This is a genomic window from Streptomyces marokkonensis (genome assembly GCF_008312835.1).
GTDB lineage: Bacteria > Actinomycetota > Actinomycetes > Streptomycetales > Streptomycetaceae > Streptomyces > Streptomyces marokkonensis_A.
Genome location: NZ_VSKS01000008.1, coordinates 231,284 through 257,339, shown reverse-complemented (window position 1 = coordinate 257,339; position 26,056 = coordinate 231,284). Strand labels below are relative to the sequence as shown.

Below are 26,056 nucleotides of genomic sequence, written 5' to 3'. Positions count from 1 at the left end.
CCCCCGCCGGCCGTCGCGCGTCGGGGCGGGCCGCACCCTCGGACGTGGGGCGCGGCCCGCCACCCCGATAAGGTGCTCCCATGCGCGATCTCGGGGTGGGTTTCCGGTACTTGCTGAAGGGCCAGCGGTGGGTGGGCCGGCACGGCAGACAGTTCGGCTTCGGACTCCTGCCGGGCCTGATCACCCTCCTCCTCTACGCGGCCGCGCTCGTCGCGCTGGCCCTGTGGGGCACGGACTTCGTCGCCTGGGCGACCCCGTTCGCCGACGACTGGTCGAGCCCCTGGGCCGGTCTCTTCCGGGGCTTCCTCACCGCCGTCCTGTTCGCCCTCGGACTGCTGCTGTCCGTGGTCACCTTCACCGCGGTGACCCTGCTCATCGGGCAGCCGTTCTACGAGAACCTCTCCGAGAAGGTCGACCGTGACGTCTCGCCCGACGGCACCGCGCCCGAGTCCGGGCTGCCCCTGCTGCGAGAGCTGTGGATCTCCGCCCGCGACAGCCTCCGCATCGTCGTGCGGGCCCTGGTCTGGGGCGTGCTGCTGTTCGCGCTGGGGTTCGTCCCCGTGGTCGGGCAGACCGTCGTACCGGTGGTCGGCTTCCTCGTCACCGGGTTCTTCCTCACCGAGGAGCTCACCGCCGTCGCCCTCCAGCGGCGCGCGGTCGACGTGCGCGAGCGGCTGCGGCTGCTGCGGTCCCGCAGGACCCTCGTCTGGGGCTTCGGCACCCCCCTGGCGGTGGCCTTCCTCGTACCGTTCGTCGCCGTGTTCCTGATGCCGGGCGCGGTCGCCGGAGCCACCCTCATGGCGCGCGACCTGCTCGGTGAGGAGACGGCCGGGGACCGCTCCGAGGAGTCCGAGGAGTCCGCGGAGGAGGGCGTCACCCGGTGACCGAGGTCCTCGCCGTCGCCGTCATCACCGTCCTGGCCGTGATCGCCCCGGGCGCCGACTTCGCCATGGTGGTGCGCAACAGCTACCTCCACGGCCGCCGCACCGGACTCCTCGGCGCCCTCGGCGTCGCCGCCGGTGTCCTGGTGCACGTCACCTACACCATGCTCGGCGTGGGACTGCTGATCGCCTCCTCCGCCTTCCTCTTCACGGTCATCAAGCTGGCCGGCGCGGCCTACCTCGTGTACATCGGCGTCCGCACCTTCCGCACCCGCGGCGAGGTCACCGTCGACCTGGAGAACAGGACCGGCCTGACCCCGTTCGCGGCCCTGCGCACCGGCTTCCTGACCAATGTCCTCAACCCGAAGACGACCCTCTTCGTCGTCTCGACCTTCGCCCAGGTCGTCAGCCCCGGCACCCCGCTCCCGCAGCAGGCGGGCTACGGCCTGTTCATGTCGCTGGCCCACCTGCTGTGGTTCGGCGTCGTCGCGGTGTTCTTCTCCCACGACCGGATGCGCGGCCTGATGCTGCGCGGCCAGAAGGTCCTCAACAAGGTGATCGGATCCGTCCTGGCCGGCCTCGGCGTCAGCCTGGCGTTCGCTCCGTCGCACTGACCGCCGCGGTCACGATCGACCGCACCTGGCCGATGATGTCGAGCCGGTTCCGTACGAACTCGGGGTCGGTGACCTCGGTGGTGTTGCCGGCGCCGAACTGCAGGACCGGCGTGTGCACGTGTCCGCCCGGCAGCTCCCCGTGCAGTCCGAGCCGGTCCCGGAGCAGGGTCGCCCGGTAGGCGATGTCGTTGGAGAGGTAGTCCCCGCCGCCCCCGGCCCGGGCCGTCGAACCGGGCGTCGGCCCCTGGGGCCGGACCACGGGCGTGGTGCCTCCCGCCGGGATCTCCGTCACGCTCGTGTTGTCGTACACCGGGAAGCGACCGGTGTCCGCGGCGACGATCCGCGCGTACGGCAGTGTGGTCGACGTCCACTGCGGCTGCGAGGCCGGGTCGGCGACCGGGATCGTCCCGGTGCGGCCGGTGTTCTCGTTGTCGCCGAAGCCGCCCCGCCACGCCCCGTTGGTCCGCTCGATGTCGAAACGGCCCACCCGGCCCTGGCTCACCGTGGTGAACAGGTCGGCCTCCGGAAGATGCGGCCGCAGCGCCCGCTCCACCGTCCCGTCCGCGAAGTCCCGCCAGCGCACCGGGAACACGGCCGTCTCCACCCGTGCCCGGCCCCGCGGCGTCTCGATCACCGTGCCGTCCAGGGCGAGCGCGACGGCACCGGACGGGTTGGAGATGCGGATGTCCCGGTCCAGGGTGAACGGGTCGAAGCCGGTCACCAGGATCCGCTTCATCCCCCCGCCGCGCGGATGACGGAGGGTGGTCTGCCCGCGCGAGGTCCGCTCCAGCTCGTCGAGCAGCCGCGTCCGCTGCCCGTCGCCCAGCCGGAAGTCCGGCTCCCAGGTGCGCAGTTCACGGGTCATCCCGAGCCGTGCCCAGTACAGCGGCCGGTCGTCGTCCCGGCTGAGGTCCCCGCCCGCCGGTCCGCGGCCCTGCGCCCGGTCGACGGCTCTGCGCCACAGTTCCGTCCCCTCGCGGACGACGGCACGCCGGGCCTGTGCGTAGGAGCGGGCGCGGTCCAGGGCGCGGGCGAAGTCCGGTGCCACTCCGCCGAATCCGGAGCGGCGGAGTATCTCCCGCGGGGCGGCCCCGTCCAGGCGGCGTTCCTCGACGGTGGGGGCCGCGGTCGTACCGGCGGCGGTCGCGGTGGTCGTGGGGGCGGCGAGACAGGTCAGCAGCGCCAGGCCGAGCACGCCTGCGCGGACACGTGGAGGTTTCAAGGGGGTTGGGGCCTTCCGTCGTCGTGGGGGTACGGGATGCCGGAGGCCGCAGTATCGCGTGAGCGCGGTGGTCCACGCCATGGAAGAGGGAAAAGGAACAGATGTGAAGGGTTCGTACGGGATCCAAGCGGGCAGCTTGATCGAGGGCCGCGGGTTCACCGGAGGGATTAACGTCGGATCCGGGACGTGCCCACATGAGCAGCCCCGGCCCGGGACCCTGACCCCGGACCGGGGCTCATGTGCGTGGCGGCCCGCGAACTACCGCACGGCGAATCCGTACACGGTCCCGGAGCGGAACACCTCGCCCGGCCGCAGGACCGTGCTCGGGAACGCGGGCCGGTTGGGCGAGTCGGGGAAGTGCTGGGTCTCCAGCGCGATGCCGTCCCCGGGCGTGAAGGGCTCCCCGATGTGGTCCGCGGTGTAGAGCTGCATCCCGGGCTCGGTGGTCGCCACCGTCAGCACGCGGCCCGACGCCGGGTCGTACAGCTCGGCCACCTCCACGGGCGTCGCCGTGACCCCCTTGTCGAGCACGAAGTTGTCGTCGTACCCGGTCCCCGTCCTGCGCGCCTCGCGGAAGTCGAAGCGGGTGCCGGAGACGTCGGCGAGCTCGCCGGTCGGGATCAGGTCCGCGTCGGAGGGGGTGTAACGGGAGGCCGCCAGCCGCAGTTCGTGACCGGACGCGCTGCCGGAGCCGGCCAGGTTCCAGTACGAGTGGTTCGTCAGGTTCACATGCGTCGGAGCGTCCGTCACCGCCTCGTAGGCGATGCCCAGCGCGCCCCGCTCGTCCAGCGTGTACGTCACCGAGACCTCCAGGCGGCCCGGAAAGCCCTCCTCGCCGTGCGCACTGACCAGGGAGAGGCGCACCCCGTGGTCGACCGGGACGACGGTCCACACGCGCTTGTCGAACCCCCGCTCACCGCCGTGCAGCGAGTTCGGCCCGTTGTTCGGTTCGAGGGCGTACGTGTACCCGTCCAGGGGGAAGCGGGCGCCCGCTATCCGGTTGGCGTACCGGCCGATGAGGGCGCCCAGGAAGGGCTCCGGATGCCGGAGATAGCCGTCCAGGCCGGAGAACCCCAGCACCACGTTCCCGGTCCGCCCGTCCCGGTCCGGCACCTCCACGTCCTGGACGATCCCGCCGTACGACAGGATCCGTACCCGTACGCCCGCCCGCCGCAGGGTCCAACGGTGCACCGGCGTGCCGTTGGGAAGTGTGCCGAAGAGTTCGTTCATGTGCGAAACAATAGTCACCACTTCGTCGCAGTGACCGTCCGGTACGCGATCTCGGCGAGCTTGGCCTGACCGTCGACGCTGGGATGGAACCAGTCCCACTGGCTCAGCTGCTCGGTGCCGAAGCGGTACTCGTACACCGCGCCGCCGTCGAAGCGGCAGCGGCGGTCCTCGGCGCAGACCTCCTCCAGCACCTCGTTGTAGTCCTCCACCCGCTTGCGCACCGTCTCGCGGCGCTGCGTCGCCGCCGCGTCCAGCGCGTCCGCGTCGCCCAGCATCGTCGGGCAGACGCCCAGCTTCCACACCTGCTTGCCCAGCGGATTGGTCCGTCCCTGCGACCACAGCCGCTTCAGATCCGGCACGCTCGCCACATACACCTGGGCCTTGGGCAGCGCCTCGCGCAGCGTGCGCATCGCCTCCCGGAAGTCGGCACGGAAGTCGGCCACCGGCGTCATCGCCGACGTGGTGTCCCGGCAGGCGTCGTTCGCCCCCGCCATCACCGCCACCAACTCCGGGCCGCGCCGCACCGCCTGCGCCATCTGACCCGGCAGATCCGCCATCCGGGCCCCGGTCACCGCGTGGTTCCAGCTCCGCTCGGCCGCCCCCGCCCGGCCCAGCAGCCGTACCGCGAGACTGTCGACCTGCTCGCTGCCGCCCGTCGCCCACGACACCTCGGGACAGTCCGTCAGCACCGAGCAGGCGTCGAAGCCACGCGTGATGGAGTCCCCCACGGCGGCGACCGAGTCCGGGCCGGTGTCCCACACGGGCGTGGGCTTCGGGGACGGCCGCCCCTGCTTGGCCTCCGTGCCGGATGGGGCGGGGGAGTCACCGCCCACGGCGTCGCAGCCCGCCACGCCCAGCGCGGCGGCCGTCACCACGGCGAGCACGGCCCGTGAACGGCGCGTCCCCCTCCGCGTCGCCTGCTCCATCCGTGTCCTCCCCGCGCGTGTCGGTGTTTCCGTCCCCCAACCCTTAACAACGCACGGGGGTTCCCGCCCGTCCGCGGGGCCCGTACGAAGGGCGGACCAGGGGTTCGTACGAAGCAACGTCCCGTACCCGTACAGGCGTCCTGCCGGGTGAACGGCGGGGGTTTCCCGGCACCGGGACGGACGGTACGTCACACTCCTCGCTCCGTCGCACGGTAGCCTCGCCCTCAACGCGGCCCGCCCGGGCCGCGGCCGTTCCGCCCGATGCAAGACGACCCGCTCAGCCCGGAGGTTCCGGTGACGACTCGTGGAGTTCTGTACGTGCACTCCGCGCCCCGCGCGCTGTGCCCGCACGTCGAGTGGGCCGTCGCCGGGGTGCTCGGCACGCGCGTCAGCCTGGACTGGATCCGCCAGCCCGCGGCCCCCGGCACCTGGCGCTCGGAGTTCTCCTGGCAGGGCCGGCCCGGCACCGCCTCCAAACTCGCCTCCGCGCTGCGCGGCTGGCAGATGCTGCGCTTCGAGGTCACCGCCGAGCCCTGCGCCGGCGCCGAGGGCGAGCGCTACAGCTGCACCCCCCACTTGGGCATCTTCCACGCCGTCACCGGCATGCACGGCGACATCCTCATCCCCGAGGACCGCCTGCGCGCCGCCCTGGTCCGCGCCCGGACCGAGGAGACCAACCTGGAATCAGAGATCGCCAAACTCCTGGGCAAGCCCTGGGACGACGAACTCGAACCCTTCCGGTACGCGGGCGAAGGCGCCCCGGTCCGCTGGCTCCACCAGGTGGTCTAGCAGACACCGGAAGGGACGGCGCCCCGAAAGGGGCGCGGGGAACCGCGCGAGCGACCACAACCGTCCCGCACCCGACGGGCTCCCGTCACGGGGTCGCAGGGGCGAAGCCCCGGGGACGGGAAGGGAAGGGGCGGCGGGGGCGACATCCTCCCGGCCTGCCACCCCGCCCGGCCCACCGCTGCGCGCAGCGCCCCGCCGCACGGCAAAGGGCCCCCACCCCGGAAGGCGGAAGCCCTTCACACAGCGAACGGCGGTCACACGGACCGGAACGCCAGCACCACGTTGTGCCCGCCGAACCCGAACGAGTCGTTCAGCGCGGCGATCCGCCCGTCCACGGGCAGCTTCCGCGCCTCGCCCCGGACGACGTCCGCGTTCGCCTCGGCCTCGGGGTCCAGGGTCTCCACGTTGATCGTCGGCGGAGCCACCCGGTGGTACAGCGCCAGCACCGTCGCCACCGACTCCACACCGCCCGCGCCGCCGAGCAGATGACCCGTCATCGACTTGGTCGCGGAGACCGCGAAGTGGTCCGCGTCGTCGCCGAACACCTTCCGCAGCGCCTTCAGCTCGGCGATGTCACCGGCCGGCGTCGACGTCGCGTGCGCGTTCACGTGCACGATCTCCGCCGGGTCCAGGTCCGTGCGCTCCAGCAGGTTCTGCAGGGCGTGCGAGATGCCACGCCCCTCCGGCTCCGGCTGCACGATGTCGTGCGCGTCGGCCGAGATGCCCTGGCCGACCGCCTCCGCGTAGACGCGGGCGCCACGCGCGGCGGCGTGCTCGGCGGACTCCAGGACGATCACGCCGGCGCCCTCGCCCAGGACGAAGCCGTCACGCGCGACGTCGTAGGGGCGCGAGGCACCCTGCGGGTCGTCGTTGTTCTTGGACATCGCCATCATGTTGCCGAACGCGGCGATGGGCAGCGGGTGGATCGCCGCCTCCGTGCCACCCGCGACGACGACGTCGGCGCGGCCGGTGCGGATCATCTCGATGGCGTAGCCGATGGCCTCCGCGCCGGACGCGCAGGCCGAGACCGGGGTGTGCACACCCGCGCGGGCACCCACGGCCAGACCCACGTTCGCCGAGGGGCCGTTCGGCATGAGCATGGGGACGGTGTGCGGGGAGACGCGGCGTACGCCCTTCTCCTTCAGCACGTCGTACTGGTCCAGCAGGGTCGTCACGCCTCCGATGCCGGACGCGATCACGGCCCCGAGCCGGTCGGGGTCGACGTTCGGGTCCTCGCCGGCCTTCGCCTCGAAACCGGCGTCCGCCCACGCCTCCTTGGCCGCGACCAGCGCGAACTGCGCCGAGCGGTCCAGGCGGCGGGCCTGCGGGCGGGGGATGACCTCGGTGGGCTCAACGGCCACCGGTGCCGCGATGCGGACCGCCTGCTCGGCTGCCCACTCCTGCTCCAGGGGCTTGACGCCGGAACGTCCGGCGACCAGGCCCTCCCAGGTAGAGGCTGCGTCGCCACCCAGCGGTGTGGTTGCGCCGATACCGGTGACGACCACGGTGCGATTGGTCGGGCTCATCGGAATTCATTCTCCAACGGATCTACGAGGATGCGTACGGCGCCACCGCCGGGTGGCGGGGCCGGGTCCCGGCCCCCGGGCCCTCCGTACGGACGGAAGGCCCGGCAGGGCTCACGCCTGGTGCTTGAGGATGTAGTCGGTCGCGTCGCCGACCGTCTTGAGGTTCTTGACGTCGTCGTCCGGGATCTTGACGTCGAAGCGCTCTTCGGCGGCGACGACGACCTCGACCATGGACAGCGAGTCGACGTCCAGGTCGTCGGTGAAGGACTTGTCCAGCTGGACGTCCTCAACCGGGATGCCGGCGATCTCGTTCACGATCTCCGCGAGACCGGCGACGATCTCTTCCTGAGTGGCGGCCATGATGGCGCTCCTTCGTTGTGTTTCCAGCGGTTGTGGAGCCCGCCGCGTGGACGGCGGGTCTGCGGTGCCCGTGCCGGATCCGATGATCCGGCACGGAGTGCCTAGGGGAGGGTAACGACCGTGGCGGCGTAGACGAGACCCGCCCCGAAGCCGATGACGAGCGCGGTGTCGCCGCTCTTCGCCTCGCCGGTCGCCAGGAGCCGCTCCATCGCGAGCGGGATCGAGGCGGCCGAGGTGTTGCCGGTGGTGCGGATGTCACGGGCGACCGTGACGTGCTCCGGCAGTTTCAGGGTCTTCACCATCGAGTCGATGATCCGCACATTGGCCTGGTGCGGGATGAAGACGTCCAGGTCGTCCGGGCTGATCCCGGCCGCGTCCAGCGCCTGCTGGGCGACCTTCGCCATCTCGAACACGGCCCAGCGGAACACCGCCTGGCCCTCCTGCGTGATCGCGGGGAACTTGACGTTGCCCTCGCTGTCGAGGGGCAGCTCGGAGACGTCGCCGATCCTGAAACGGTCCCACGGGACCGTCTGCTTGATCGTCTCGGACTTGTCGCCCTCGGAGCCCCACACGGTCGGGCCGATCGCCGGCTCCCGGGACGGGCCGACCACGACCGCGCCCGCGCCGTCACCGAACAGGAAGGCCGTGGCCCGGTCCTCCAGATCGGTCAGGTCGCTCAGCCGCTCCACGCCGATGACCAGGACGTACTCGGCCGAACCCTCGACGATCATGCCCTTGGCGAGGGTGAGGCCGTAGCCGAAGCCGGCGCAGCCCGCGGAGATGTCGAAGGCGGCGGCCTTGTCCGTGCCCAGCTTGTCGGCGATCTCGGTCGCCACGGCCGGGGTCTGGCTGAAGTGCGAGACGGTCGACACGACCACGGCGCCGATCCGCGAGGCGTCGATCCCGGCGTTCGCGATCGCCTTGCCCGACGCCTCGATCGACATCGCCGCGACGGTCTCCTCGGGCGAGGCCCAGTGCCGGGTCTCGATGCCGGAGCGCGAGCGGATCCACTCGTCGGACGAGTCGATCGTCTCGAGGATCACCTCGTTCGGCACGATCCGGGTGGGACGGTAGCCGCCCACGCCGAGGATGCGCGCGTACGGGGCGCCCTTGCTGGGCTTGATCTTCGCCATGCGGGTCGGCTCCTTAAGGCGGTCAGGCGGCGTGCTCGGCGATGAGCTCGCGGGCCGCGTCGAGGTCGGCGGGGGTCTTCAGGGCCAGCGTCCTGACACCCGGCAGGGCGCGCTTGGCGAGGCCGGTCAGGGTGCCGCCGGGGCAGACCTCGAGGAGGGCGGTCACGCCGAGCTCCTTGAAGGTCTCCATGCACAGGTCCCAGCGGACCGGGTTGGCCACCTGGCCGACCAGTCGCTGGAGCACCTCGGCACCGCTCGCGACCGTCTTGCCGTCCTTGTTCGACACGTAGGTGACCTTGGGGTCGCCCGGCGTCAGCGCCTCGGCGGCCTTGGCCAGCGTGTCGACCGCGGGAGCCATGTGGTGGGTGTGGAAGGCGCCGGCCACCTTGAGCGCGACGACCTTGCGCACGCCCTCGGGCTTGTCCTCCTCCAGCGCGGCGAGCTGCTCCTTGGTGCCCGCCGCGACGACCTGGCCCGCGCCGTTGATGTTGGCCGGGGTCAGGCCCAGCTTCTCCAGGTGCGCCACGGTCACCTCGGGGTCGCCGCCCAGCAGCGCCGCCATGCCGGTCTCCGTGATCGCGGCGGCGTCGGCCATGGCCAGACCCCGCTCGCGGACCAGGGACAGCGCGGCGGTGTCGTCGAGGACGCCCGCGAAGGCGGCGGCGGTGATCTCGCCGACGCTGTGACCGGCGACGGCACCGAGTGCCAGGTCCGTGCCCGCCGCGCCGGCGGCGGACGGGCCGGCACCGAGTGCCGAGGCGGACAGCAGCCCGGCCGCGACCAGCAGCGGCTGCGCGACGGCCGTGTCGCGGATCGCGTCCGCGTCGGCCTTCGTGCCGTAGTGGACGAGGTCGAGTCCGATGGCGTCGGACCACGCGGCGACGCGGTCCGCGGCACCGGGGAGTTCGAGCCATTCAGTCAGGAAGCCGGGCGTCTGGGCGCCCTGGCCGGGAGCGACGAGTACGAGCACTCTCACACTCTCTCTTGGGGACGGCCACGGCCGCCCGTGGGGACAAGGACGAAGAACGGCAGGGGGTTTTGTTGAGGTACGACAAAAGACTAGGACTGGAGATCGCCATCGACCAGACGCCCCAGGATCAGCGCGATCCGCAGCGTGAAGGCAGAGCGTACATCGGAGGGTGACCATCCGGTGACGTCTGTCACACGTCGAAGCCGGTAACGAACGGTGTTGGGGTGAACGAACAGCATCCGCGCCGCGCCTTCGAGACTGCTCGCCTGCTCGAGATAGACACTGAGCGTCTCGAGAAGTGCGGCCCCGGCCTCCTCCAGCGGTCTGTAGATCTCCTCCACCAACTGCTCGCGGGCCGAGGGGTCTCCGGCGATCGCGCGCTCCGGCAGCAGATCGTCCGCCAGCACCGGACGCGGGGCGTCCTGCCAGGCGGAACACGCCTTGAGTCCCGCGGCGGCGGCCTGCGCGGACCGGGTCGCGGCCAGCAGGTCCGGCACCACCGGGCCGGCCACCACCGGCCCCGCCGCGTACGGGCCGATCAGCGACTTGGCGACGCCCAGCGGGTTGTCGCTGCCGCCCGCGATCACCACGAGCCGGTCTCCGAGCACCCCGGTCAGCACCTGCAGCTTGGCGTGCCGGGCGGCCCGCCGGATCGCCTCCACGGTCAGCTCGGAGTCGCCGTCGGGCGCGGTGCCCAGCACCACGCACACGTGGTCGGGCGAGTTCCAGCCCAGCGCGGCGGCACGCGACACGGCCCCCTCGTCGGCCTCACCGCTGAGTACGGCGTTGACGACCAGGGACTCCAGCCGCGCGTCCCAGGCACCCCGTGCCTCGGCGGCCTGCGCGTACACCTGGGCGGTGGCGAAGGCGATCTCGCGGGCGTACACGAGGAGCGCCTCGCGCAGCACGCTCTCGTCGCCGGGCGCCGCCACCTCGTCGATGGCGGACTCCATCACCTCGATGGTGGTGCGCACCATCTCCACGGTCTGCCGCAGTGTGATCGCCCGGGTCAGCTCACGGGGCGCGGTGCCGAACACGTCGGTGGAGATGGCCTGCGGGGCGTCGGGGCGCCGGAACCATTCGGTGAACGCGGCGATGCCCGCCTGGGCGACGAGTCCGATCCAGGAACGGTTCTCCGGGGGCATGGCCCGGTACCAGGGCAGCGTCTCGTCCATCCGCGCGATCGCCTGCGCGGCGAGACTGCCGGACGACCTCTCCAGCCGCTTCAGCGTCGCGGTGTGCGGATGGGTGGGGCGTGCTGCGGCGTGATGGGTACTGGTTTCTGGTTCGGGCACGGGGACAAGACTGCCTTATCCGGACGGGAGGACGTGCCCCAGGGCCTACCGTGGTCCATGTGATGGACGTACGGCGTGCGCGCGAGCGCTATCAGGGCGGGGATCCGGCGGCCGGGATCGAGACGAGGCACGCGTTCTCCTTCGGGTCCCACTACGACCCCGGCAACCTCCGCTTCGGCGCGGTGATCGCCTGCAACGAGGAGCGCCTGGCCCCCGGCGCCGGCTTCGACGAGCATCCGCACAGCCACACCGAGATCGTCACGTGGGTGGTGGAGGGCGAGCTGACCCACCGCGACTCCACGGGCCACGAGACGGTGGTCCGCCCCGGGGACGTACAGCGGCTGAGCGCCGCGTCCGGCGTCCGGCACGTGGAACGCAACGACGGGGACGTGCCGCTGACCTTCCTCCAGATGTGGCTCGCTCCCCTGGAGCCGGGAGGAGAGCCGTGCTACGAGGTCGTCCGGGGCATAGCCGACTCCACCCCCTACGCCCTCCCGGAGGCGGGCGCGATGCTCCACGTGCGCCGTCTCGCGGCGGGGGAGCGGACCGCCGTACCGGACGCGGCGTACCTCTATGCCCATGTGGTGCGCGGTGAGGTCCGCCTGGACGGGGAGCGGCTGGAGGCGGGCGACGCGGCCCGGATCACGGACGCCGGGGACCTGGAGGCGGTGGGCGTGAGCGGGACGGCCGAGCTGTTGCTGTGGGAGATGCGCGCGGCCCGGGCGGACCGGCACCGGACGCACGGAAGCCCCGTCCCCGGCACGGCGGACCGTGCCGGGGACGGGACCCGGGAGGGGGTCAGAAGGTCAGGCCCCAGCTGTTGATGTAGCCGGTGTCGGCGGAGTAGCTGTCCGTGACGCGCAGCTTCCACGTGCCGTTGGCCGTCTCCGAGGAGGCGTTCACGGTGTACGTGGTGTTGATGTTGTCCGCCGAGCCGCCGGTGCCGGACGCCTTGAGGGTGTAGACCGACCCGTCGGGCGCGACCAGCTGGACCGTCAGGTCGCCTATGTAGGTGTGGACGATGTTCACCGGCACCTGAAGGGCCGACGGGGCGTTGCCGGAGACACCGGTGACGGTGATCGGGGACTCGACGGTCGCGTTGTCGCGGATCGTGTGGTCCGCCGTGTTGCTGAAGGTCTTGCCCGGCGGCGGGGTGGTGCCGCCGCTGCCGCCGACGTACAGCAGACGGTTGGGGGAGCCGGTGCCCGGGTTGGTGACGGCACCCGTGACGGACTTGGTGATCAGCGCGGAGGCGACCTGCGAGGGGGTGGCCGACGGGTTGTCCGCGAGGTACAGCGCCGCGGCGCCCGCGACGTGCGGGGTGGCCATCGAGGTGCCGGAGATGGTGTTGGTGGCGCTGTCGCCGGTGTGCCAGGAGGAGGTGATGGACGAGCCCGGCGCGAAGATGTCCAGGTTCGAGCCGTAGTTCGAGTAGCTGGCGCGGGCGTCCGTGCTGGTGGTGGCGCCGACGGTGATCGCCTCGGTCACCCGGGCCGGCGAGCCGGTCGCGGTGGTGGACTCGTTGCCCGCGGCGACCGCGAAGGTGACGCCGGCGGCGATGGCGCCCCGCACGGCGGTGTCCAGCGTGGTGCTGGCGCCGCCGCCGAGCGACATGTTGGCGACGGCCGGGAGGACCGCGTTGTCGGCGACCCAGTCGACGCCCTCGATGACGCCGGCGGTGGTGCCGGAGCCGTTGTTGTCGAGGACGCGGACGCCGACGACGGAGGCCTTCTTGGCGACGCCGTGGGCGCTGCCCGCCACCGTGCCGGCGACGTGGGTGCCGTGGCCGTTGCCGTCCTGGGCGACGTTGTCGCCGTCGACGGCGTCGTAGCCGTTGCGGGCGCGGCCGCCGAAGTCGCTGTGGGAGACGCGCACGCCGGTGTCGATGATGTACGCCGTGACGCCCTGGCCGGCCGTGTCGTCGTACGTGTACGAGCCGCTCAGCGGCAGCGCGGTCTGGTCGATGCGGTCCAGGCCCCAGGACGGCGGGTCGGTCTGCGTCGCCTGGGTGGTGAAGGTGCGGTTCTGCTCGACCAGCGCGACCGACGGGTCGGCGGCCAGCTCGGCGGCCTCGGCCTCGGTGGCCTCGACGGTGTAGCCGTTGACGGCCTCGCGGAAGGTGTGCTCGACCGTGGCGCCGTGCTTCTTCGCGATGCCCTTGCCCTTGCTGGAGCCGGCCTCGGTGCCCGGCTTCAGGGTGACGATGTAGCTGTCCTCGACCGCGTTCGGGGCGTCCGCGTAGGCGATCGTCCCGGTCGCGGGCTCGGCGGCGTGCGCGGGGAGCGCGCTGAGCAGGCCGCCGGCGAGAGCGGCCGCGGCCACGGAGCAGACTCCGGCGAGCGATCTCCGCCTGGTGTTTCGCATCACTGCCATGTGGGGGTTCCTCCTCGACAGGTGGGTGGGGGTAGTCAGGTACATGCCAAACCTGGACGCTGTGGCCCTGTCTGCTTGTCCCTGTCGCCAGCCGAAAGATTGAACGGTCTACGCGGATTGCACAAGGGTTTCTGGCACGCCGTAACGTCCGTGCCACAAAGGCCGACTGACACAAGGTCATCAACCGTGACAGGTGCGCCGCGTAAACGAGATCACCGTCACATTGATCAGCCGGCTCCCTCCCACTGCTCCCGGTACGCGGCGCCCACCTCGGTGAGGCTGCGGGACAGGGCCGCGCAGTTCGCCTTCGCGTAGCCGATGACGAGGGCCGGCGGGCTCCCGGCGGCGGACACGGAGTAGTCGCGCCCGCCGCGCACCAGGACCGAGCGGCGGCGGGCGGCGCGGACGAGGGCCTGTTCGTCGATGCGGGACGGGAGCCGGACATACGCCTGCAGCCCGCCGGCGCCGCCCGGCAGCCAGGCGCCGGGCAGCTGGGTGTCCAGGTGGGCGCGGACGGTGCGACGGCGGCGGCGGAACTCGGTGCGGAGCCTGCGCTGGTGGCGGTCGAAGGCGCCGGTGTCGATGAAACGCGCGAACGTGAGCTGTTCGAGACCCGAGCAGCCGATGTCCCAGCCGGCGCGCACGTGCTCGACCGACGCCATGAGGCCCGGCGGACCCGCCAGCCAGCCCAGTCGCAGCGCCGGGGCGAGCGTCTTGCTGGCACTGCCCGCGTAGACGACGCGATCCGGAGCGAGGCTCTGCAGCGCGGGCAGCCGGCCGGCGGGATCCAGGAAGCCGGTGTCGAAGTCGTCCTCCAGTACATAGCCGTCGACCTCGCGGGCCCACGCGACGAGCCGCTCGCGGCGTTCCCGGCTCAGGCGCACGCCGGTCGGGAACTGGTTGGCCGGGGTGATCAGCACGGCCCGCGCACCGCTGGTCTCGAGGCGCTCCACGTCGAGCCCGTCCTCGTCGACGGGAATGCCGACGGGCCGCAGCCCCGACTGGCCGATGAACTCGCGTTCGCCGGGGTGGCCCGGGTCCTCGACCGCCAGCGCGGTGTGCCCCCGGTCGAGCAGCACCCGGCAGACCAGTGCCAGGCCCTGGGCGAAGCCGGAGGTGATCATCAGGTCCTCGGGCCGGCCGCGCACCCCGCGCACCCGGCCCAGATAGCCGGTCAGGACATGCCGGGTGTGGGGGACTCCGGCGAGCGGGGCGTACCCGAGCTCCTGGCGGCCGGCCCCGGTGATCACGGCGGTCGCACAGCGCAGCCACTCCGTACGGGGAAAGTCCGTGGTGTCGGAGGCGCCGGTGCGCAGGTCCCACCGGGCGCCCGGGGCCGGTTCCTCGGTGAGGGGGGCGAGGGCGGAGGCGGCCGTCTCGGCGCCGGTGCGCGCGGCGACGGAGGTGCCCGAACCGCGGCGGCCGGTCAGATACCCCTCGGCCGTCAGCTGGTCGTACGCCTCGACGACGACGCTCCGGGAAACCCCGATGTCGACGGCGAGCTGGCGGCTGGAGGGAATTCGGGTTCCAGGCTTTAAAGTTCCGCTCTCAACCAAACCGCGGAGCGAGTCGCGTATCTGCATGGCCAGGGGAAGCCGCGAATCCCGGTCCACCGTGAGCGCGATGTGCCGCGACAAGTGGTCTCCTCCCGAAGCGCCGAAGTGGTATGGCCGGGGCATTGAAACATTTGATGGAGTTGCTTCGCACGCGCATTCGGCACCGGTTCAGGTCCGGTGGCCGGTGTGGCAGGGGGGAACCGGACGATGCTGTCCGGAGCGTGCGATGTGCGGTGCCGCGCCCGGCGGAGGGGCGCTCCCACAGGTGTGGGGACCAATTCTTCGACGCCCCTGCGATCCTGGCGATCGAAAGGCAAGCGTTGTGTCATTGGTTTCGGTGGAATCGGCTGCGGCGATGCCGCAGGAATCGAGTGATGGGCCACCCCGATCCGGAATTTTCCATTCAGGGCGCCGAGCGCCCGCACGGACGGCAAAAGTTGCGGTGCGGGTGACGTCCGACGAAATCCCTTACGTGGACGCCCTCAATCTCTACCAGGAATTGTCCGCCATTCGGACACCGGACGACGTCTATCTCTTCGAGAGCCTCGACGGACCCGACCAGGACCGCCACTTCGCCGCCGTCGGCTGCGGACGGCTGGCCGAACTGCGGGTCCACGCCGACCGCGTGGACCTCGTGGCGCCCGGGGACCTCGGGGAGGCGCTCGCCGCCGCCGTCACGGCCGCCGCCGGCCGCCCGCCGGCGCGCGCCGACGGCACCCGCGGCTGGCCCCTGGACGGGCCGGACACGGTGTGGCGGGTGCTGCGCGCGGTACAGGGCGTGTTCGACGTCGACACCGACGTGCCCACCGGCACCTTCGCCTTCGGCTTCCTCACGACCCTCTCCTACGAGGCGGCCTGGGCCATGGAGGACCTGCCCGCCCCGCGGCCGGGGGCCGACCTGCCGCGGTGCACGCTCACCCTCTTCAAGGACACCCTCTGGTACGACCTGCGCGGCGGCGGGCTCCGCCACCTCGCCGCCCACGGGCCCCGGCTCGGCGGCCCGGCACCGGACCTGTCCGCCGCCGTGGACCGGGCCCGGTCACGGGGCGCCGCGCGGGCGGCGGTCCCGGACGCGCCCGAGCCGCACTCGGTGCGCGACACCGTGGACGAGGAGACGTTCACCGGCCGGGCCCGGCGGTGCCTGGAGCACATCGGAGTCGGCGACAGCTACCAGATCCAGATCGGTCACCGCATGGACGTGGAGACCGAGCTGACGCCCCTCCAGGTCTACCGGCGGCTCAGCCACCGCAACCCCTCGCCGTACATGTACCTCGTGCCCTGGGCGGGCCGCACGGTCATCGGGGCCAGCCCCGAGCTGTTCGTGCGCATCCAGGACGGCACCATCTCGATGCGGCCCATCGCGGGCACCGCACCCCGCGCGGCCGACCCCGCCGAGGACGCCCGCCGGGTCGCGGAGCTGCGCGCGAGCGCCAAGGAGCAGGCCGAGCACGTCATGCTCGTCGACCTGTGCCGCAACGACATCGGACGGGTGTGCGTGCCGGACACGCTGCGCGTCGACACGATGATGGAGGTGGAACCCTTCGCCTACGTCCACCACTTGGTGTCGACGGTCTCGGGCCGGGTCCGCGACGGCGTCGACGTCTGGGCGGCCGTCTGCGCGACCTTCCCCGCCGGCACCATGACCGGCGCGCCCAAGCTGCGCGCCATGGAGATCATCCACGACACCGAGGACGAGCCGCGCGGCATCTACGCCGGCGCCCTCGGCCTCGTCGACGTACGCGGCTTCGCGGTCCTCGCGCTGTGCATCCGCACCGTCGTGCACGACGGGGTCCGCTACAGCACCCAGGCCTCGGCCGGGGTGGTCGCGGACTCCGAGCCGGCCGCCGAATGGCGCGAGACGCTGGCCAAGATGAGCGCCGCCCACTGGGCGCTGACCGGTGAGGAGCTGCTCGCATGAGGGTCCTGCTGGTGGACGCGTACGACAGCTTCAGCCACATCATCGACCAGTACCTGCTCAGCCTCGGCGCACGGACCGAGGTGGTGCGCTCCCGCACCCGCTCCGTCGAGGCGCTGGTGGCCTCGGCGCCCGACGCGGTGGTCCTCGGGCCGGGGCCCGGCCACCCGCGGGACTCCGGGCACGTCGAGCTGGTGCACGCCTTCGCCGGCCGCGTCCCGCTGCTCGGGGTGTGCCTGGGTCACCAGGCCATCGGCCTCGCCCACGGGGCGCGGATCGGCGTCGCCGAGCGGCTGATGCACGGCAAGACCAGCCCGGTCGAGCACGACGGGCAGGGCGTCTTCGCCGGGGCACCGAGCCCGCTGACGGTCACCCGCTACCACTCCCTGGTGATCACACGGCCGGCCGCGCCGCTCGTGGTCACGGCGACCTCCACGGACGACGGCTGCGTGATGGGCGTACGCCACGAGGACCTGGACGTCGAAGGGGTGCAGTTCCATCCGGAGAGCGTCATGACCCAGGACGGGATGCGGCTCTTCGGCAACTTCCTCACCCGCGCCGCATCAGCCGCCGGCGCCCTCCGCTGAAGGCCGCGCGCCCCGCCACGCGCTTCCGCCGTCCGCCCGCACGCCGCCGGGACGCCCCGGCACGCCCGCGTACGGCACCACCATCGAACCAGCAAAGGACCCCACGCCCATGTGGCTTCCCACGCACGGACCCGCGGCCGAGTTCGCCGCGCGGTACCTCGCACTGCACCGCGCCTTCTACGCCCGCACCCTGAGCGGGGCGGACCTCGGCGCATGGCGCCGCCGCCAGCTGGCCACGGTGCTGGAGCAGGTCAGCACCCGGTCGCCGTTCTACGCACGGCACCTGAAACAGGCCGACCTGTCCGCCGTCACCCCGGACGACCTCACGGCCCTGCCCTTCACCACCAAGGCCCATCTGCGCGAGGAGATGCTGAACGTCCTCAGCCGGCCGCTCGCCGAGGCCCTGTTCTTCTACGAGACGACCGGCACGACGGGCCGCGCCACGCCCTGTCCCCGCGACGGGCGGGAGATCGTCGCCAGCAACGCCCACGTCACCGAGTCCTGGGCCTCGATCTTCCGGCACCACTTCGGCACGCACGCCCCGCGGATCGGCCTGATGGGGCCGACCGAGGTGCACTCCTTCGGCGACACGCTCGGCGACATCGCCCGCAACACGGGCTCCATGAACGCCAAGATCTGGCCCTATTCCCCCGTCATCGGCTTCCGGAAGGCCCTGCAGCTGATGAAGGACCTGGAACTGGAGGTCATCTGCTGCACGCCCGGCGTCGCCCTCACCCTCGCCAAGGCCGCCGAGCACTACGGCTACGACCTGCGGCGGGACTTCGCGGTCAGGCTGCTCTTCGTCACCGGCGAGATGTGCACGCCCGCCCTCGCGCGCAACCTGGAGACGGTCTGGGGCGCGGACGTCTACAACATCCTCTACGGCTCGCAGGAGGCGTTCGTCGTCGCGACCGCCTGCCGCAACAAGCGGATGCACCTCTCCCAGACCAACTACGTCGTCGAGGTCGTCGACCCCGAGACCGGCGAGTCCCACGGCCCGCGCGGCACGGGCGAGCTGACGCTCACCATGCTGATGGACGGAGTGAAGCCGCTGGTCCGCTACCGCACCGGCGACGTGGTGGCCGTGACGGAGTCCGACTGCGACTGCGAGATGCCCGGAGACCTCGTCCGGATCGTCGGGCGCACCCTGGACCGGATCGACCTCGGCGGCCGGCGGTTCACGGCCGGCCAGATCGAGACGGCCGTCATGACGGGGGTCACCGGGTCCGCCGGGTACCAGGTGGTCATCGAGCGGGACGGCACCGGGCAGGACCGGCTCACGGTACGTCTGGAGCTCCTGACGGGCCTCACCCCCGACCCCGGGGCACTCGCCGACGAGGTGCGCGCGCGGACGGCGGACACCCTCGGGGTGCCCGTCACGGTCGAACTCAGCGACGGACTCGACCCGATCGTCAGCACCGGCGCGTTCGTGAGCTGGAAGGCCGCCCGTGTGGTGGACCGGCGCACCGCGACCGACCACGAGACCTCGGTGGCCCAGCGGATGGCGGCGAACCGTGGCTATACGAACTGACCTCACGCCCGGGTCCGTCCGGGCGGTGCCGCTGTCCCGCACCCTGGCGAGCGAGTACGCCGCCCGCTGGAGCGAGCTGTCCGACAGGTGGGCGGCGCGCCCCGGGTCCGTCCTCGGGACGCTCGGCCCCGAGGGGACCTCCAGCGACCTGACCGCGCGCTTCCTCGCGGCGGGGCACGGCCTGAGCGTGCGGCTGTTCCGCACCTTCGACGAGGTACTGGACCGGCTCCTGGCGGAGGAACTCGACTTCGCCCTCGTACCGAGCGCCTACGCGGGCCTCACCCGCTTCCACTGGCACCGGGATCTGCGCCTGCGCGCGTTCTTCCCGCGCGCCACACCGGAGTACGGCATCGCCGCCGGCGACCGGGTCCCGCCGGGTGACGGACCGCTGTCCGTCGCCGCCATGTGGGAGGTCCGGCGGATCTACGCCGAGGTGGTGCCGCAGGCGCTGCGGGACCGGGACGTCCACTGGGTGGACGCGTCCTCCACCCAGCACGCGGCCGAGATCGTCGCCGGCGGCGGCGCCCGGCTCGCGGTGACCAACGCGCCCGGAGTGCGGGCGCACGGACTGCGCTGGGTGGCGACCCGGCCCGGCGCGGAGATCCTCTGGACGCTCTTCGAACGCTCCCGGGAGCACGAGGCGCCGTTCACCGCGGACCAGCAACCCTGATCACAGGAGAGATTCGACGTGTCACGCAGAACCCTGCTCCACCGCGCCACGGTCCAGGAGGGCCTGGGCCGGCCCTCCCTGCCGCGGCACAGCGTGCTGCTCGACGGCGACCGCATCGAGGCCGTAATGCCCGAAGGGCTCGCCCCGCTGAACACCCCCGGCATCGACGTGCTCGACCTCGACGGGCGCACGGTGATGCCCGGCATGACGCTCGGGCACACCCACATCGCCTATCTGAACGTCCTCGACGGGCGCGAGATGCTCTTCAAGCACTCGGTCCCCGAGGTCACCCTCGCCGCCGCGCGCAACGCGGAGAACCTGCTGGCCCTCGGCTACACCGCCTTCGTGGGCGCCGGCTCGGTCGCCGGGATCGACATGGCGCTGCGCCGCGCCGTCGACGCGGGGGAGCTGCGCGGCCCCCGGATCACCCCGTGCAGCCGGGACCTGATGGTCTCCGGACCGCCCGAGCGCCGCAACCCCGAGGTCAGGAAGCGGATCCCGAGCGATCTGATGCGCCTCGCGGACACCCCGGAGGAGATGGCGGAGTACGTCGCCGGGGAGATCGCGCAGGGCGCGGAGATCGTCAAGGTCTTCTCCTCGGGCGACGACACCTTCCCCAACGGCCGCTCCCACGAACTCCTCTTCACCGCCGAGGAACTGGTGGTCGCGGCGCGCACCGCCCACGAGCACGGGGCACGGATCCGCGCCCACTCCCGGGGACTTCAGGGCATCCGCAACGCCATCGCGGCCGGCGTCGACGTCATCGACCACGCCACCTACGCCGACGACGCGGCGCTCGACGCGATCGCCGAGCACGGGATGTTCGTCGTACCGAGCCTCTACCAGCCGCACATGCTGCTGACCACGGGGACGCGGCACGGCAAGACCACGGAGTACCTGGAGACGCTGGAGTTCGAGGCCGAGGTGGCCAACACCCTGCGCATCCTGCCGATCATGGCCGAGCGCGGCATCCCGGTGGTGGCGGGCGACGACTTCGGCTTCGCCTGGACCCCGCACGGCACCTACGCCGAGGAACTCGCGCTGTACGTCACGATGGCGGGCATCCCGGCGCCGACCGTCCTCACCTGGGCGACCGCGAACGGGGCCCGGCTCGCGGGGCGCGGCGACGACGCGGGCACGGTGCAGGCCGGACGCCTGGCCGACCTCGTCGTGACGGGCGACGACCCGGCCGAGGACATCTCCGTACTGAGCCGGCCGGGCGGCATCGAACTCGTCCTGCTCGGCGGGGAACCGGTCGCGGGCAGCACCGAGCCCTTCCGGACCGGCGCCGCACGGGGCACGGACCCCGACGGGGCCCCGGCCTCCGCGGGAGCCGCCTGATGCCCGGGACCCGCGCCGTCCTGCCCGTGACGCCGCTGCTCGCCGTCGGCGCGTTCGCCATCGGGACGGACACGTTCGTGGTGGCCGGGGTGCTGCCCGAGGTCGCCCGTGACCTCGACGCGAGCCTGGCCGACGCCGGCTGGGTGAGCACCCTCTTCGCGCTCACCTACGCCGTCCTCGCGCCCGTGCTCGGAGCGCTCACCGGACGCCTGGAGCGCCGCCGCGTCCTGGTCGTCTCGCTGACCGTGTTCGCCGTCGGCAACGCGGCCTCCGCGCTCGCCGACGGGCTGGCCGCCCTCCTCGCCGCACGGGTCCTGACCGCCGCGGGGGCCGCCCTCTACGTCCCGGCCGCCTCCGCGTCGGCCGCCGCCCTGGCCGCCCCCGAACGCCGGGGACGGGCCATGGCGGTGGTGCTCGGCGGGCTCTCGGCGGCCACCCTCGCGGGAGTGCCGTTCGGCACCTGGCTCGCCGCCGACCTGGGCTGGGCGGCCACGTTCTGGCTGCTGGCCGGCCTCGGCGCGGTGTGTGCCGTCGCCGTGGCCCTCGGACTGCCCGAGGTGCGGCTGCCCGCCGCGCCGGGGCTCGCGGCCCGCCTCGCGCCGGTGCGGGACCCGCGGGTGCTGAGCACGGTGCTCACGACACTGGCGTTCATGACGGGCGGCTATCTGGCGCTGACGTACGTCGGCGCGGTCCTCGCTCCCGCGACCGACGGCGACGGCGGCGTGCTCGCGCTGCTGCTGCTCGTCTTCGGCGTCTTCGCGGTGGGCGGCACGGTGGCCGGCGGGCGCGCCACCGACCGCTTCGGACCGGCCCCGGTGCTGTCGGCCGCCCTCGCGGGACTCGCCGCCGTCCTCGTGACACTGCCGCTGGCCCGGGACTCCCTGACCACCGCCGTCGTGGCCATGGCCGCGTGGGGGGTGACGGCGATGGCCACCCAGCCGCCGCAGCAGCACCGGCTGTTCACGATCGCACCGGCCTCCGGACCGCTGCTGCTCTCCCTGAACTCGTCGGCGACCTTCGCCGGGATCTCCCTGGGCGGCTTCCTCGGCGGCCGGGTACTGAGCCACGGCGGGACCGACGGGGTGGACCGCCTCGGGCAGTTCGGCGCGGCACTGGTGGCGGCCGGCCTCCTGACGGCACTGACCGGCCTCCGCACACGGGCCCCCTCGCACACCGACACCGGCCGGACCTCCCCCGAGCCGGCCCGAAGCCCGGCTGACCCGTGACGGCGGACACGCGCGGGTCGCCGGGGGCGCCTGCGGCGCGGCGCCCCCGGCGGCGGGTGACCGTACCGGGACGGGCTCCGCGCCCCGCGCCGGGTACGGAGCAGGCGACCCGGTGCCCGCACGCGAGCCCGGCCGCCGTGGCGGACGTGCGCCGTGCCGGCCGGGTCGTGTGCCGCGCACCGACGTGACGCGGGCGCGGCGGGCCGGGCGGTGGGCGGGTGCGGCGCCACGGCGCGGCCGGTGACGTCGCGCGGTGACGCCGGAATCCGACGGCCGGGACGGGGCGCGGGTCCGGGGTGTCGGGACGGGGCGCGGGTCCGGGGTGTCGGGACGGGGCGCGGGTCCGGGGTGTCGGGACCGGGTGCGGGTCCGGGGTGTCGGGACCGGGTGCGGGACTCCGCGTCCGCACCCGGTCCCGGCGGGGCCCGTCGCAGGTCGGGCCCCGCAAGTGGCCTCACGCTTTGCTCCGCAATTGGCCACCGCCGGCCCCCCGCCCGCTCCCTACTGTCGACCCGTCAGCAAAGGCCCGGCCTCCCGAAACCGACAGCGGCGGCCACCCCTCCCGAGAACGAAGGACCACAACCCATGGACAGCGACCGCCCCCTCCCGGGTGCCCGCCCCCTGGCCGTCGGCGTCGACGCGCGACTGCGGGAGCGCGTGCCCGGCTACGTCCTCGGCCTGATCGCCGTACCGGACGCCGACGTCGTCGCGGACGCCCCCAAGGTGGCGGACCGGCTGACCGCCGCCGAGGACGCCCTGCACGCCGCGGAGCTCTCCAAGGCGGACGTCTCCGCCCTCGTGTCCATCGCCGCCTGGCGCGACGCCTACCGCGAGGTGGGCGTGAACCCCAACCGGTTCCCCTGCGCCGCCGAGTCGGTGCTGCGCCGGGTGGCCCGGGGCGACCGGCTGCCGCGCATCAACTCCCTGGTGGACCTGTGCAACGCGGTGTCCCTGGAGAGCCGGCTCCCCGTGGCCTCGTGCGACGTGGGCGACGTCGAGGACGAGCTGACCGTGCGGCTCGCCCACGGCGGCGAGGTCCATCTGCCGCTCGGCGCACCCGACGCCCCCGAGCACCCCGAGCCCGGCGAGGTCGTCTACGCCGACGCCCGGGACCGCGCGCACTCACGGCGCTGGAACTGGCGGCAGGGCGACGTGGTCAGGACGGACCTCGGACGGCGCCGGCTCCTGCTCACCGTCGAGTCCGCGCACGAGGGCGGCCTGGGCGAGGTGGAGGACACGCTCGGGCGGCTCACGGAGGCGCTCACCGACCTGGGCGCCGCCTGGGAGCCGCCGCGGATCCTCGACGGCACCACCACCCGGGTGGAGCTGTTCGGTGCCCCTTCGACCGCGACCCGTGGATGAGGAGAAGGTCATGAACCGTTCGATCCTGGTGGTCTACCGGCCCGCCGCCGGACGCTACGCCGCCCAGTTCCGCAGTGTCGTGGAGGCCGCCGCCGGTCTCGGCGTGTCCACCGTGGTGCTGCTGCCCACCGGGTGGCAGGCACCGGAGGCCGACGGCCTCGCGCAGTACCACGCCGACCTCGACGACCCGGCGGCCGTACGCGCCGCCGTCTACGGCATCGTCGCCGAGCACCGCGTCGAGCGCGTCTTCCCGCTGTTCGAGGGCGATGTGCTGCCCGCCGCCCGCGCCCGGCGCGATCACGGCATCCCGGGCCTCACCCCCGACCAGGCGCTCAACTTCCGCGACAAGAACGTGATGCACCGCCGCGCCGAGGAACTGGGCGTGCGCGTCGCCCGCTCCTGCCGCCCGGACACCATCGGCGCGGTCACGGAGTTCGCCGCGGAGGTGGGCTACCCGATCGTCGTCAAGCCGTACGCGGGATGGGCCTGCGGCCGCACCTACCGGGTGGACGGCCCCCAGGCGCTGGAGCGCGTCTGGGACGAGATGGGCGACGACCGGCACGAGTACCGGGTCGAGGAGTTCATCCGCGGCACGGAGTACCACGTCGACTCGCTCTTCAAGGACGGCGAGCCCGTCTTCGCCCAGCTCTCCCGCTACACGTACTCGATCCTCGAGTACCGCGACGAACCGGGCGGCACCGTCTCCCGCAAGCACGGCCTGTCACCGGCCGAGCAGCGCATCCTCGACCTCAACACCGTGGTGCTGCGCGGCTTCGGCCTGGGCACCGGCGTCGTCCACGCCGAGTTCTTCCTCCTCGACGACGGCGACGTGGTCTTCGGTGAGGCGGGGGCGCGGGCCGGCGGCGGCTCCATCGTCCCCGCGATCGAGGCCGGCCGCGGCATCAACCTCGCCGGTGAGTGGTGCCGCCTGGAACTCGACCCGGCGCACCGCACCGAGGCACGGCTGGGCCCCGAGATCGGCACCGAGTACCTGGCCTCGGACCGGTACGGACGGATCACCGCCATCACAGGACCCGACGAACTGAAGGCGCTGGAGAAGGTCCTGGACGCCGACGTGTGGAAGGGGGTCGGCGACGTCCTGGCCCCGCCGACCGCCTCCAACGACGTCCTGGGCTGGTACGTGTGCGAGGGCACCGACTTCGAGGACGTGCGGGCCCGCTTCAAGACCGTACGGGACGCCTTCCGCGTGGAGACGGTGCCGGCGAGGACGGCACCCGGAGGCACCACCGGACCGGCCGCGGCCGCGGCCGCGGCGGCGGACGGGCAGGCGCGGTCATGTGGCTGACGCGGCTGAGGGAGCTCCCGGTCGCGCTCCGGGTGCTCTTTCTCGCCTCCTTCATCAACCGCGCGGGCATGTTCGTCTTCCCGCTGCTCGCCGTCTACCTGGTGCGCGGCAAGGACCTCAGCGCCGGCGAGGCCGGGCTGCTGATCTCCGTGGGCAGCACCGGCCTGCTCGTGGGCAGCCTGCTGAGCGGGCCGGTGTGCGACCTGCGCGGCCGGCGTACCGCCCTGCTCGGCGCCCTCCTGCTGAACGCGGCGGGGTACCTGGGTCTCGCCGTGCTGGACGGCCCCCCGTGGACGTACGCCGGACTGCTCTTCGTCGCCCTGGTCGGCATGGGCATGTTCGGGCCGGCGGCCAACACCCTGGTCGCCGACCTGACCGAGCCCGAACAGCGGCCGTTCGCCTACACGGTGAACTACGTCGGCAACAACCTGGGCATGGGTATCGGCCCGCTCCTCGGAGGCGTCGCGGCGGCGTACTCGTACGACATCATGTTCGCGGGGAACATCCTCGCGGGCCTGGCGTGCGCCGTGCTGATCGCCCTGTGGGTGCCCCGCGACCGTCACCACCGGGACCGGAGCCGCAAGGACAGGGCACGCACCGGGCCGCTCGGCCACCACCACGTCCTGATGGTGGTGCTCGTCTCCTTCTTCTACGTGGTGCCGCTGATCGGCCTCGAATACACCCTGCCGCTCGCCGTCACCACGGTCCTGGACCAGTCGGCGGGTCTGGTCGGCGCCGTCTACACCATCAACAGCGTCGTCGTGGTCGGCCTCGGACTGTTCCTGGAGAAGCGCATGCGGGGCCGCGGCACCAAGCTGCTGCTGCTCGTCAGCGGAGCGCTGTGGGCCCTGGGTCTCGCCGTCATCGTCGTCGCCTTCTCGCTGCCGGCGATCCTGCTGTCCACGGTGATCTGGACACTCGGCGAGATCATCGTCTCGGTGGTCGTGCCCACCTATGTCGCCGACCACGTCGACGAGCGCAGGGTCGGCACCTTCATGGCACTGAACGGCTTCGTCCTGGGCCTCGCCCGTCTCGCGGTGCCCGCGGGACTCGGCGCCCTGTGGACCGCCCACGGCCACCAGCCCGTGTTCCTCGCCATGCTCGCGGCCCCGCTCATCGGCATGGCCGCCTACGCCGCATTGCGGATCAGGCCCTCGTCCGCCGCGGCCGCCGCGGCCGCCGCACGTCCGCCGAAGCCCGCCGAGGCTCCGGCCGGCACCTAGACCACCCGTCCCGAAGCACC

General features: G+C 72.8%; 22 protein-coding genes and 1 pseudogene. 13 read left to right on the top strand and 10 right to left on the bottom strand.

Features of this window, described 5'->3' with window-relative positions; translation table 11 throughout:
- Positions 1 to 80: 80 nt before the first annotated feature.
- The gene (locus F1615_RS16720) at positions 81 to 884 is read left to right on the top strand and encodes an EI24 domain-containing protein (protein WP_149549769.1); all 804 of its coding nucleotides are present in this window, start codon (positions 81 to 83) and stop codon (positions 882 to 884) included.
- The gene (locus F1615_RS16715) at positions 881 to 1,495 is read left to right on the top strand and encodes a LysE family transporter (protein ID WP_149549768.1); all 615 of its coding nucleotides are present in this window, start codon (positions 881 to 883) and stop codon (positions 1,493 to 1,495) included. The genes F1615_RS16720 and F1615_RS16715 overlap by 4 nt, the downstream gene beginning before the upstream one ends.
- On the opposite strand, the gene F1615_RS16710 is transcribed toward F1615_RS16715, so the two are convergent.
- The 3 genes from F1615_RS16710 to F1615_RS16700 form a co-directional block, all read right to left on the bottom strand.
- Positions 1,467 to 2,717 carry a pyroglutamyl peptidase gene (locus F1615_RS16710; RefSeq protein WP_149549767.1) on the bottom strand — a complete coding sequence of 417 codons (1,251 nt, stop codon included), beginning with the start codon at positions 2,715 to 2,717 and terminating at the stop codon, positions 1,467 to 1,469. The genes F1615_RS16715 and F1615_RS16710 overlap by 29 nt on opposite strands.
- Before the next feature lie 258 nt (positions 2,718 to 2,975).
- On the bottom strand, positions 2,976 to 3,947 hold the full coding sequence (locus F1615_RS16705) for an aldose epimerase family protein (protein ID WP_149549766.1): 972 nt from the start codon (positions 3,945 to 3,947) through the stop codon (positions 2,976 to 2,978).
- Positions 3,948 to 3,961: 14 nt separating this feature from the next.
- Complete coding sequence (locus F1615_RS16700) at positions 3,962 to 4,873, bottom strand: SGNH/GDSL hydrolase family protein (protein ID WP_149549765.1); 912 nt, start codon at positions 4,871 to 4,873, stop codon at positions 3,962 to 3,964.
- A 294-nt stretch (positions 4,874 to 5,167) separates the two neighbouring features.
- Between F1615_RS16700 and F1615_RS16695 the strand changes: the two genes are divergently transcribed.
- Positions 5,168 to 5,662: a DUF3145 domain-containing protein gene (locus tag F1615_RS16695; protein ID WP_149549764.1), complete on the top strand. Its 495-nt coding sequence runs from the start codon at positions 5,168 to 5,170 to the stop codon at positions 5,660 to 5,662.
- Between the two features lie 254 nt (positions 5,663 to 5,916).
- Here the strand turns inward: F1615_RS16695 and fabF are convergent, their stop codons facing one another.
- From fabF to fasR, 5 genes are all read right to left on the bottom strand, one after another.
- Positions 5,917 to 7,188 (bottom strand): beta-ketoacyl-ACP synthase II, encoded by a 1,272-nt coding sequence (gene fabF, locus F1615_RS16690; protein WP_149549763.1) that lies wholly within the window; start codon positions 7,186 to 7,188, stop codon positions 5,917 to 5,919.
- Positions 7,189 to 7,299: 111 nt separating this feature from the next.
- Positions 7,300 to 7,548 (bottom strand): acyl carrier protein, encoded by a 249-nt coding sequence (locus tag F1615_RS16685; protein ID WP_004931691.1) that lies wholly within the window; start codon positions 7,546 to 7,548, stop codon positions 7,300 to 7,302.
- A gap of 101 nt (positions 7,549 to 7,649) precedes the next feature.
- On the bottom strand, positions 7,650 to 8,681 hold the full coding sequence (locus F1615_RS16680; RefSeq protein ID WP_149549762.1) for a ketoacyl-ACP synthase III: 1,032 nt from the start codon (positions 8,679 to 8,681) through the stop codon (positions 7,650 to 7,652).
- Between the two features lie 22 nt (positions 8,682 to 8,703).
- Positions 8,704 to 9,651, bottom strand: coding sequence for an ACP S-malonyltransferase (locus F1615_RS16675; protein ID WP_149549761.1), 948 nt, complete (start codon positions 9,649 to 9,651; stop codon positions 8,704 to 8,706).
- An 89-nt stretch (positions 9,652 to 9,740) separates the two neighbouring features.
- Positions 9,741 to 10,946: a fatty acid biosynthesis transcriptional regulator FasR gene (gene fasR / locus F1615_RS16670; RefSeq protein ID WP_149549760.1), complete on the bottom strand. Its 1,206-nt coding sequence runs from the start codon at positions 10,944 to 10,946 to the stop codon at positions 9,741 to 9,743.
- A gap of 62 nt (positions 10,947 to 11,008) precedes the next feature.
- On the opposite strand from fasR, the pseudogene F1615_RS16665 reads away from it, so the two are divergent.
- Positions 11,009 to 11,659, top strand: a pseudogene (locus F1615_RS16665) (pirin family protein); the annotation flags it as partial.
- An 85-nt stretch (positions 11,660 to 11,744) separates the two neighbouring features.
- On the opposite strand, the gene F1615_RS16660 reads toward F1615_RS16665, so the two are convergent.
- Together F1615_RS16660 and F1615_RS16655 are read right to left on the bottom strand one after the other, a co-directional pair.
- Positions 11,745 to 13,319, bottom strand: coding sequence for a S8 family peptidase (locus F1615_RS16660; protein ID WP_149549758.1), 1,575 nt, complete (start codon positions 13,317 to 13,319; stop codon positions 11,745 to 11,747).
- A 227-nt stretch (positions 13,320 to 13,546) separates the two neighbouring features.
- Positions 13,547 to 14,956 carry a PLP-dependent aminotransferase family protein gene (locus F1615_RS16655; RefSeq protein ID WP_149549757.1) on the bottom strand — a complete coding sequence of 470 codons (1,410 nt, stop codon included), beginning with the start codon at positions 14,954 to 14,956 and terminating at the stop codon, positions 13,547 to 13,549.
- A 367-nt stretch (positions 14,957 to 15,323) separates the two neighbouring features.
- On the opposite strand from F1615_RS16655, the gene F1615_RS16650 reads away from it, so the two are divergent.
- From F1615_RS16650 to F1615_RS16610, 9 genes are all read left to right on the top strand, one after another.
- Positions 15,324 to 16,793 carry an anthranilate synthase component I family protein gene (locus F1615_RS16650; RefSeq protein ID WP_244328767.1) on the top strand — a complete coding sequence of 490 codons (1,470 nt, stop codon included), beginning with the start codon at positions 15,324 to 15,326 and terminating at the stop codon, positions 16,791 to 16,793.
- Positions 16,790 to 17,377: an anthranilate synthase component II gene (locus tag F1615_RS16645; RefSeq protein ID WP_149549755.1), complete on the top strand. Its 588-nt coding sequence runs from the start codon at positions 16,790 to 16,792 to the stop codon at positions 17,375 to 17,377. Before F1615_RS16650 ends, F1615_RS16645 begins: the two co-directional genes overlap by 4 nt.
- A 109-nt stretch (positions 17,378 to 17,486) precedes the next feature.
- Positions 17,487 to 18,908 carry a phenylacetate--CoA ligase family protein gene (locus F1615_RS16640; RefSeq protein WP_149549754.1) on the top strand — a complete coding sequence of 474 codons (1,422 nt, stop codon included), beginning with the start codon at positions 17,487 to 17,489 and terminating at the stop codon, positions 18,906 to 18,908.
- Entirely contained in the window at positions 18,892 to 19,578 is a 687-nt protein-coding gene (locus F1615_RS16635) for a hypothetical protein (RefSeq protein WP_208818334.1), read from the top strand. The genes F1615_RS16640 and F1615_RS16635 overlap by 17 nt, the downstream gene beginning before the upstream one ends.
- Before the next feature lie 18 nt (positions 19,579 to 19,596).
- Entirely contained in the window at positions 19,597 to 20,919 is a 1,323-nt protein-coding gene (locus F1615_RS16630) for an amidohydrolase family protein (RefSeq protein ID WP_149549753.1), read from the top strand.
- Positions 20,919 to 22,145 (top strand): MFS transporter, encoded by a 1,227-nt coding sequence (locus F1615_RS16625; protein ID WP_149549752.1) that lies wholly within the window; start codon positions 20,919 to 20,921, stop codon positions 22,143 to 22,145. The genes F1615_RS16630 and F1615_RS16625 overlap by 1 nt, the downstream gene beginning before the upstream one ends.
- Positions 22,146 to 22,730: 585 nt before the next feature.
- Positions 22,731 to 23,507, top strand: a complete 777-nt coding sequence (locus tag F1615_RS16620; RefSeq protein WP_149549751.1) for a B3/B4 domain-containing protein — start codon at positions 22,731 to 22,733, stop codon at positions 23,505 to 23,507.
- A gap of 10 nt (positions 23,508 to 23,517) precedes the next feature.
- On the top strand, positions 23,518 to 24,813 hold the full coding sequence (locus F1615_RS16615; RefSeq protein ID WP_149549750.1) for an ATP-grasp domain-containing protein: 1,296 nt from the start codon (positions 23,518 to 23,520) through the stop codon (positions 24,811 to 24,813).
- Complete coding sequence (locus F1615_RS16610; protein ID WP_149549749.1) at positions 24,804 to 26,036, top strand: MFS transporter; 1,233 nt, start codon at positions 24,804 to 24,806, stop codon at positions 26,034 to 26,036. Before F1615_RS16615 ends, F1615_RS16610 begins: the two co-directional genes overlap by 10 nt.
- The last annotated feature ends 20 nt before the right edge of the window (positions 26,037 to 26,056 follow it).

Coding starts and splice junctions, on each gene's coding strand:
- F1615_RS16685 (WP_004931691.1), bottom strand. CDS start 7,548: ATGGCCGCCACTCAGGAAGAGATCGTCGCCGGTCTCGCGGAGATCGTG.
- F1615_RS16680 (WP_149549762.1), bottom strand. CDS start 8,681: ATGGCGAAGATCAAGCCCAGCAAGGGCGCCCCGTACGCGCGCATCCTC.
- F1615_RS16700 (WP_149549765.1), bottom strand. CDS start 4,873: ATGGAGCAGGCGACGCGGAGGGGGACGCGCCGTTCACGGGCCGTGCTC.
- F1615_RS16705 (WP_149549766.1), bottom strand. CDS start 3,947: ATGAACGAACTCTTCGGCACACTTCCCAACGGCACGCCGGTGCACCGT.
- F1615_RS16625 (WP_149549752.1), top strand. CDS start 20,919: ATGCCCGGGACCCGCGCCGTCCTGCCCGTGACGCCGCTGCTCGCCGTC.
- F1615_RS16610 (WP_149549749.1), top strand. CDS start 24,804: ATGTGGCTGACGCGGCTGAGGGAGCTCCCGGTCGCGCTCCGGGTGCTC.
- F1615_RS16720 (WP_149549769.1), top strand. CDS start 81: ATGCGCGATCTCGGGGTGGGTTTCCGGTACTTGCTGAAGGGCCAGCGG.
- F1615_RS16660 (WP_149549758.1), bottom strand. CDS start 13,319: ATGGCAGTGATGCGAAACACCAGGCGGAGATCGCTCGCCGGAGTCTGC.
- fabF (WP_149549763.1), bottom strand. CDS start 7,188: ATGAGCCCGACCAATCGCACCGTGGTCGTCACCGGTATCGGCGCAACC.
- F1615_RS16640 (WP_149549754.1), top strand. CDS start 17,487: ATGTGGCTTCCCACGCACGGACCCGCGGCCGAGTTCGCCGCGCGGTAC.
- F1615_RS16615 (WP_149549750.1), top strand. CDS start 23,518: ATGAACCGTTCGATCCTGGTGGTCTACCGGCCCGCCGCCGGACGCTAC.
- F1615_RS16620 (WP_149549751.1), top strand. CDS start 22,731: ATGGACAGCGACCGCCCCCTCCCGGGTGCCCGCCCCCTGGCCGTCGGC.
- F1615_RS16645 (WP_149549755.1), top strand. CDS start 16,790: ATGAGGGTCCTGCTGGTGGACGCGTACGACAGCTTCAGCCACATCATC.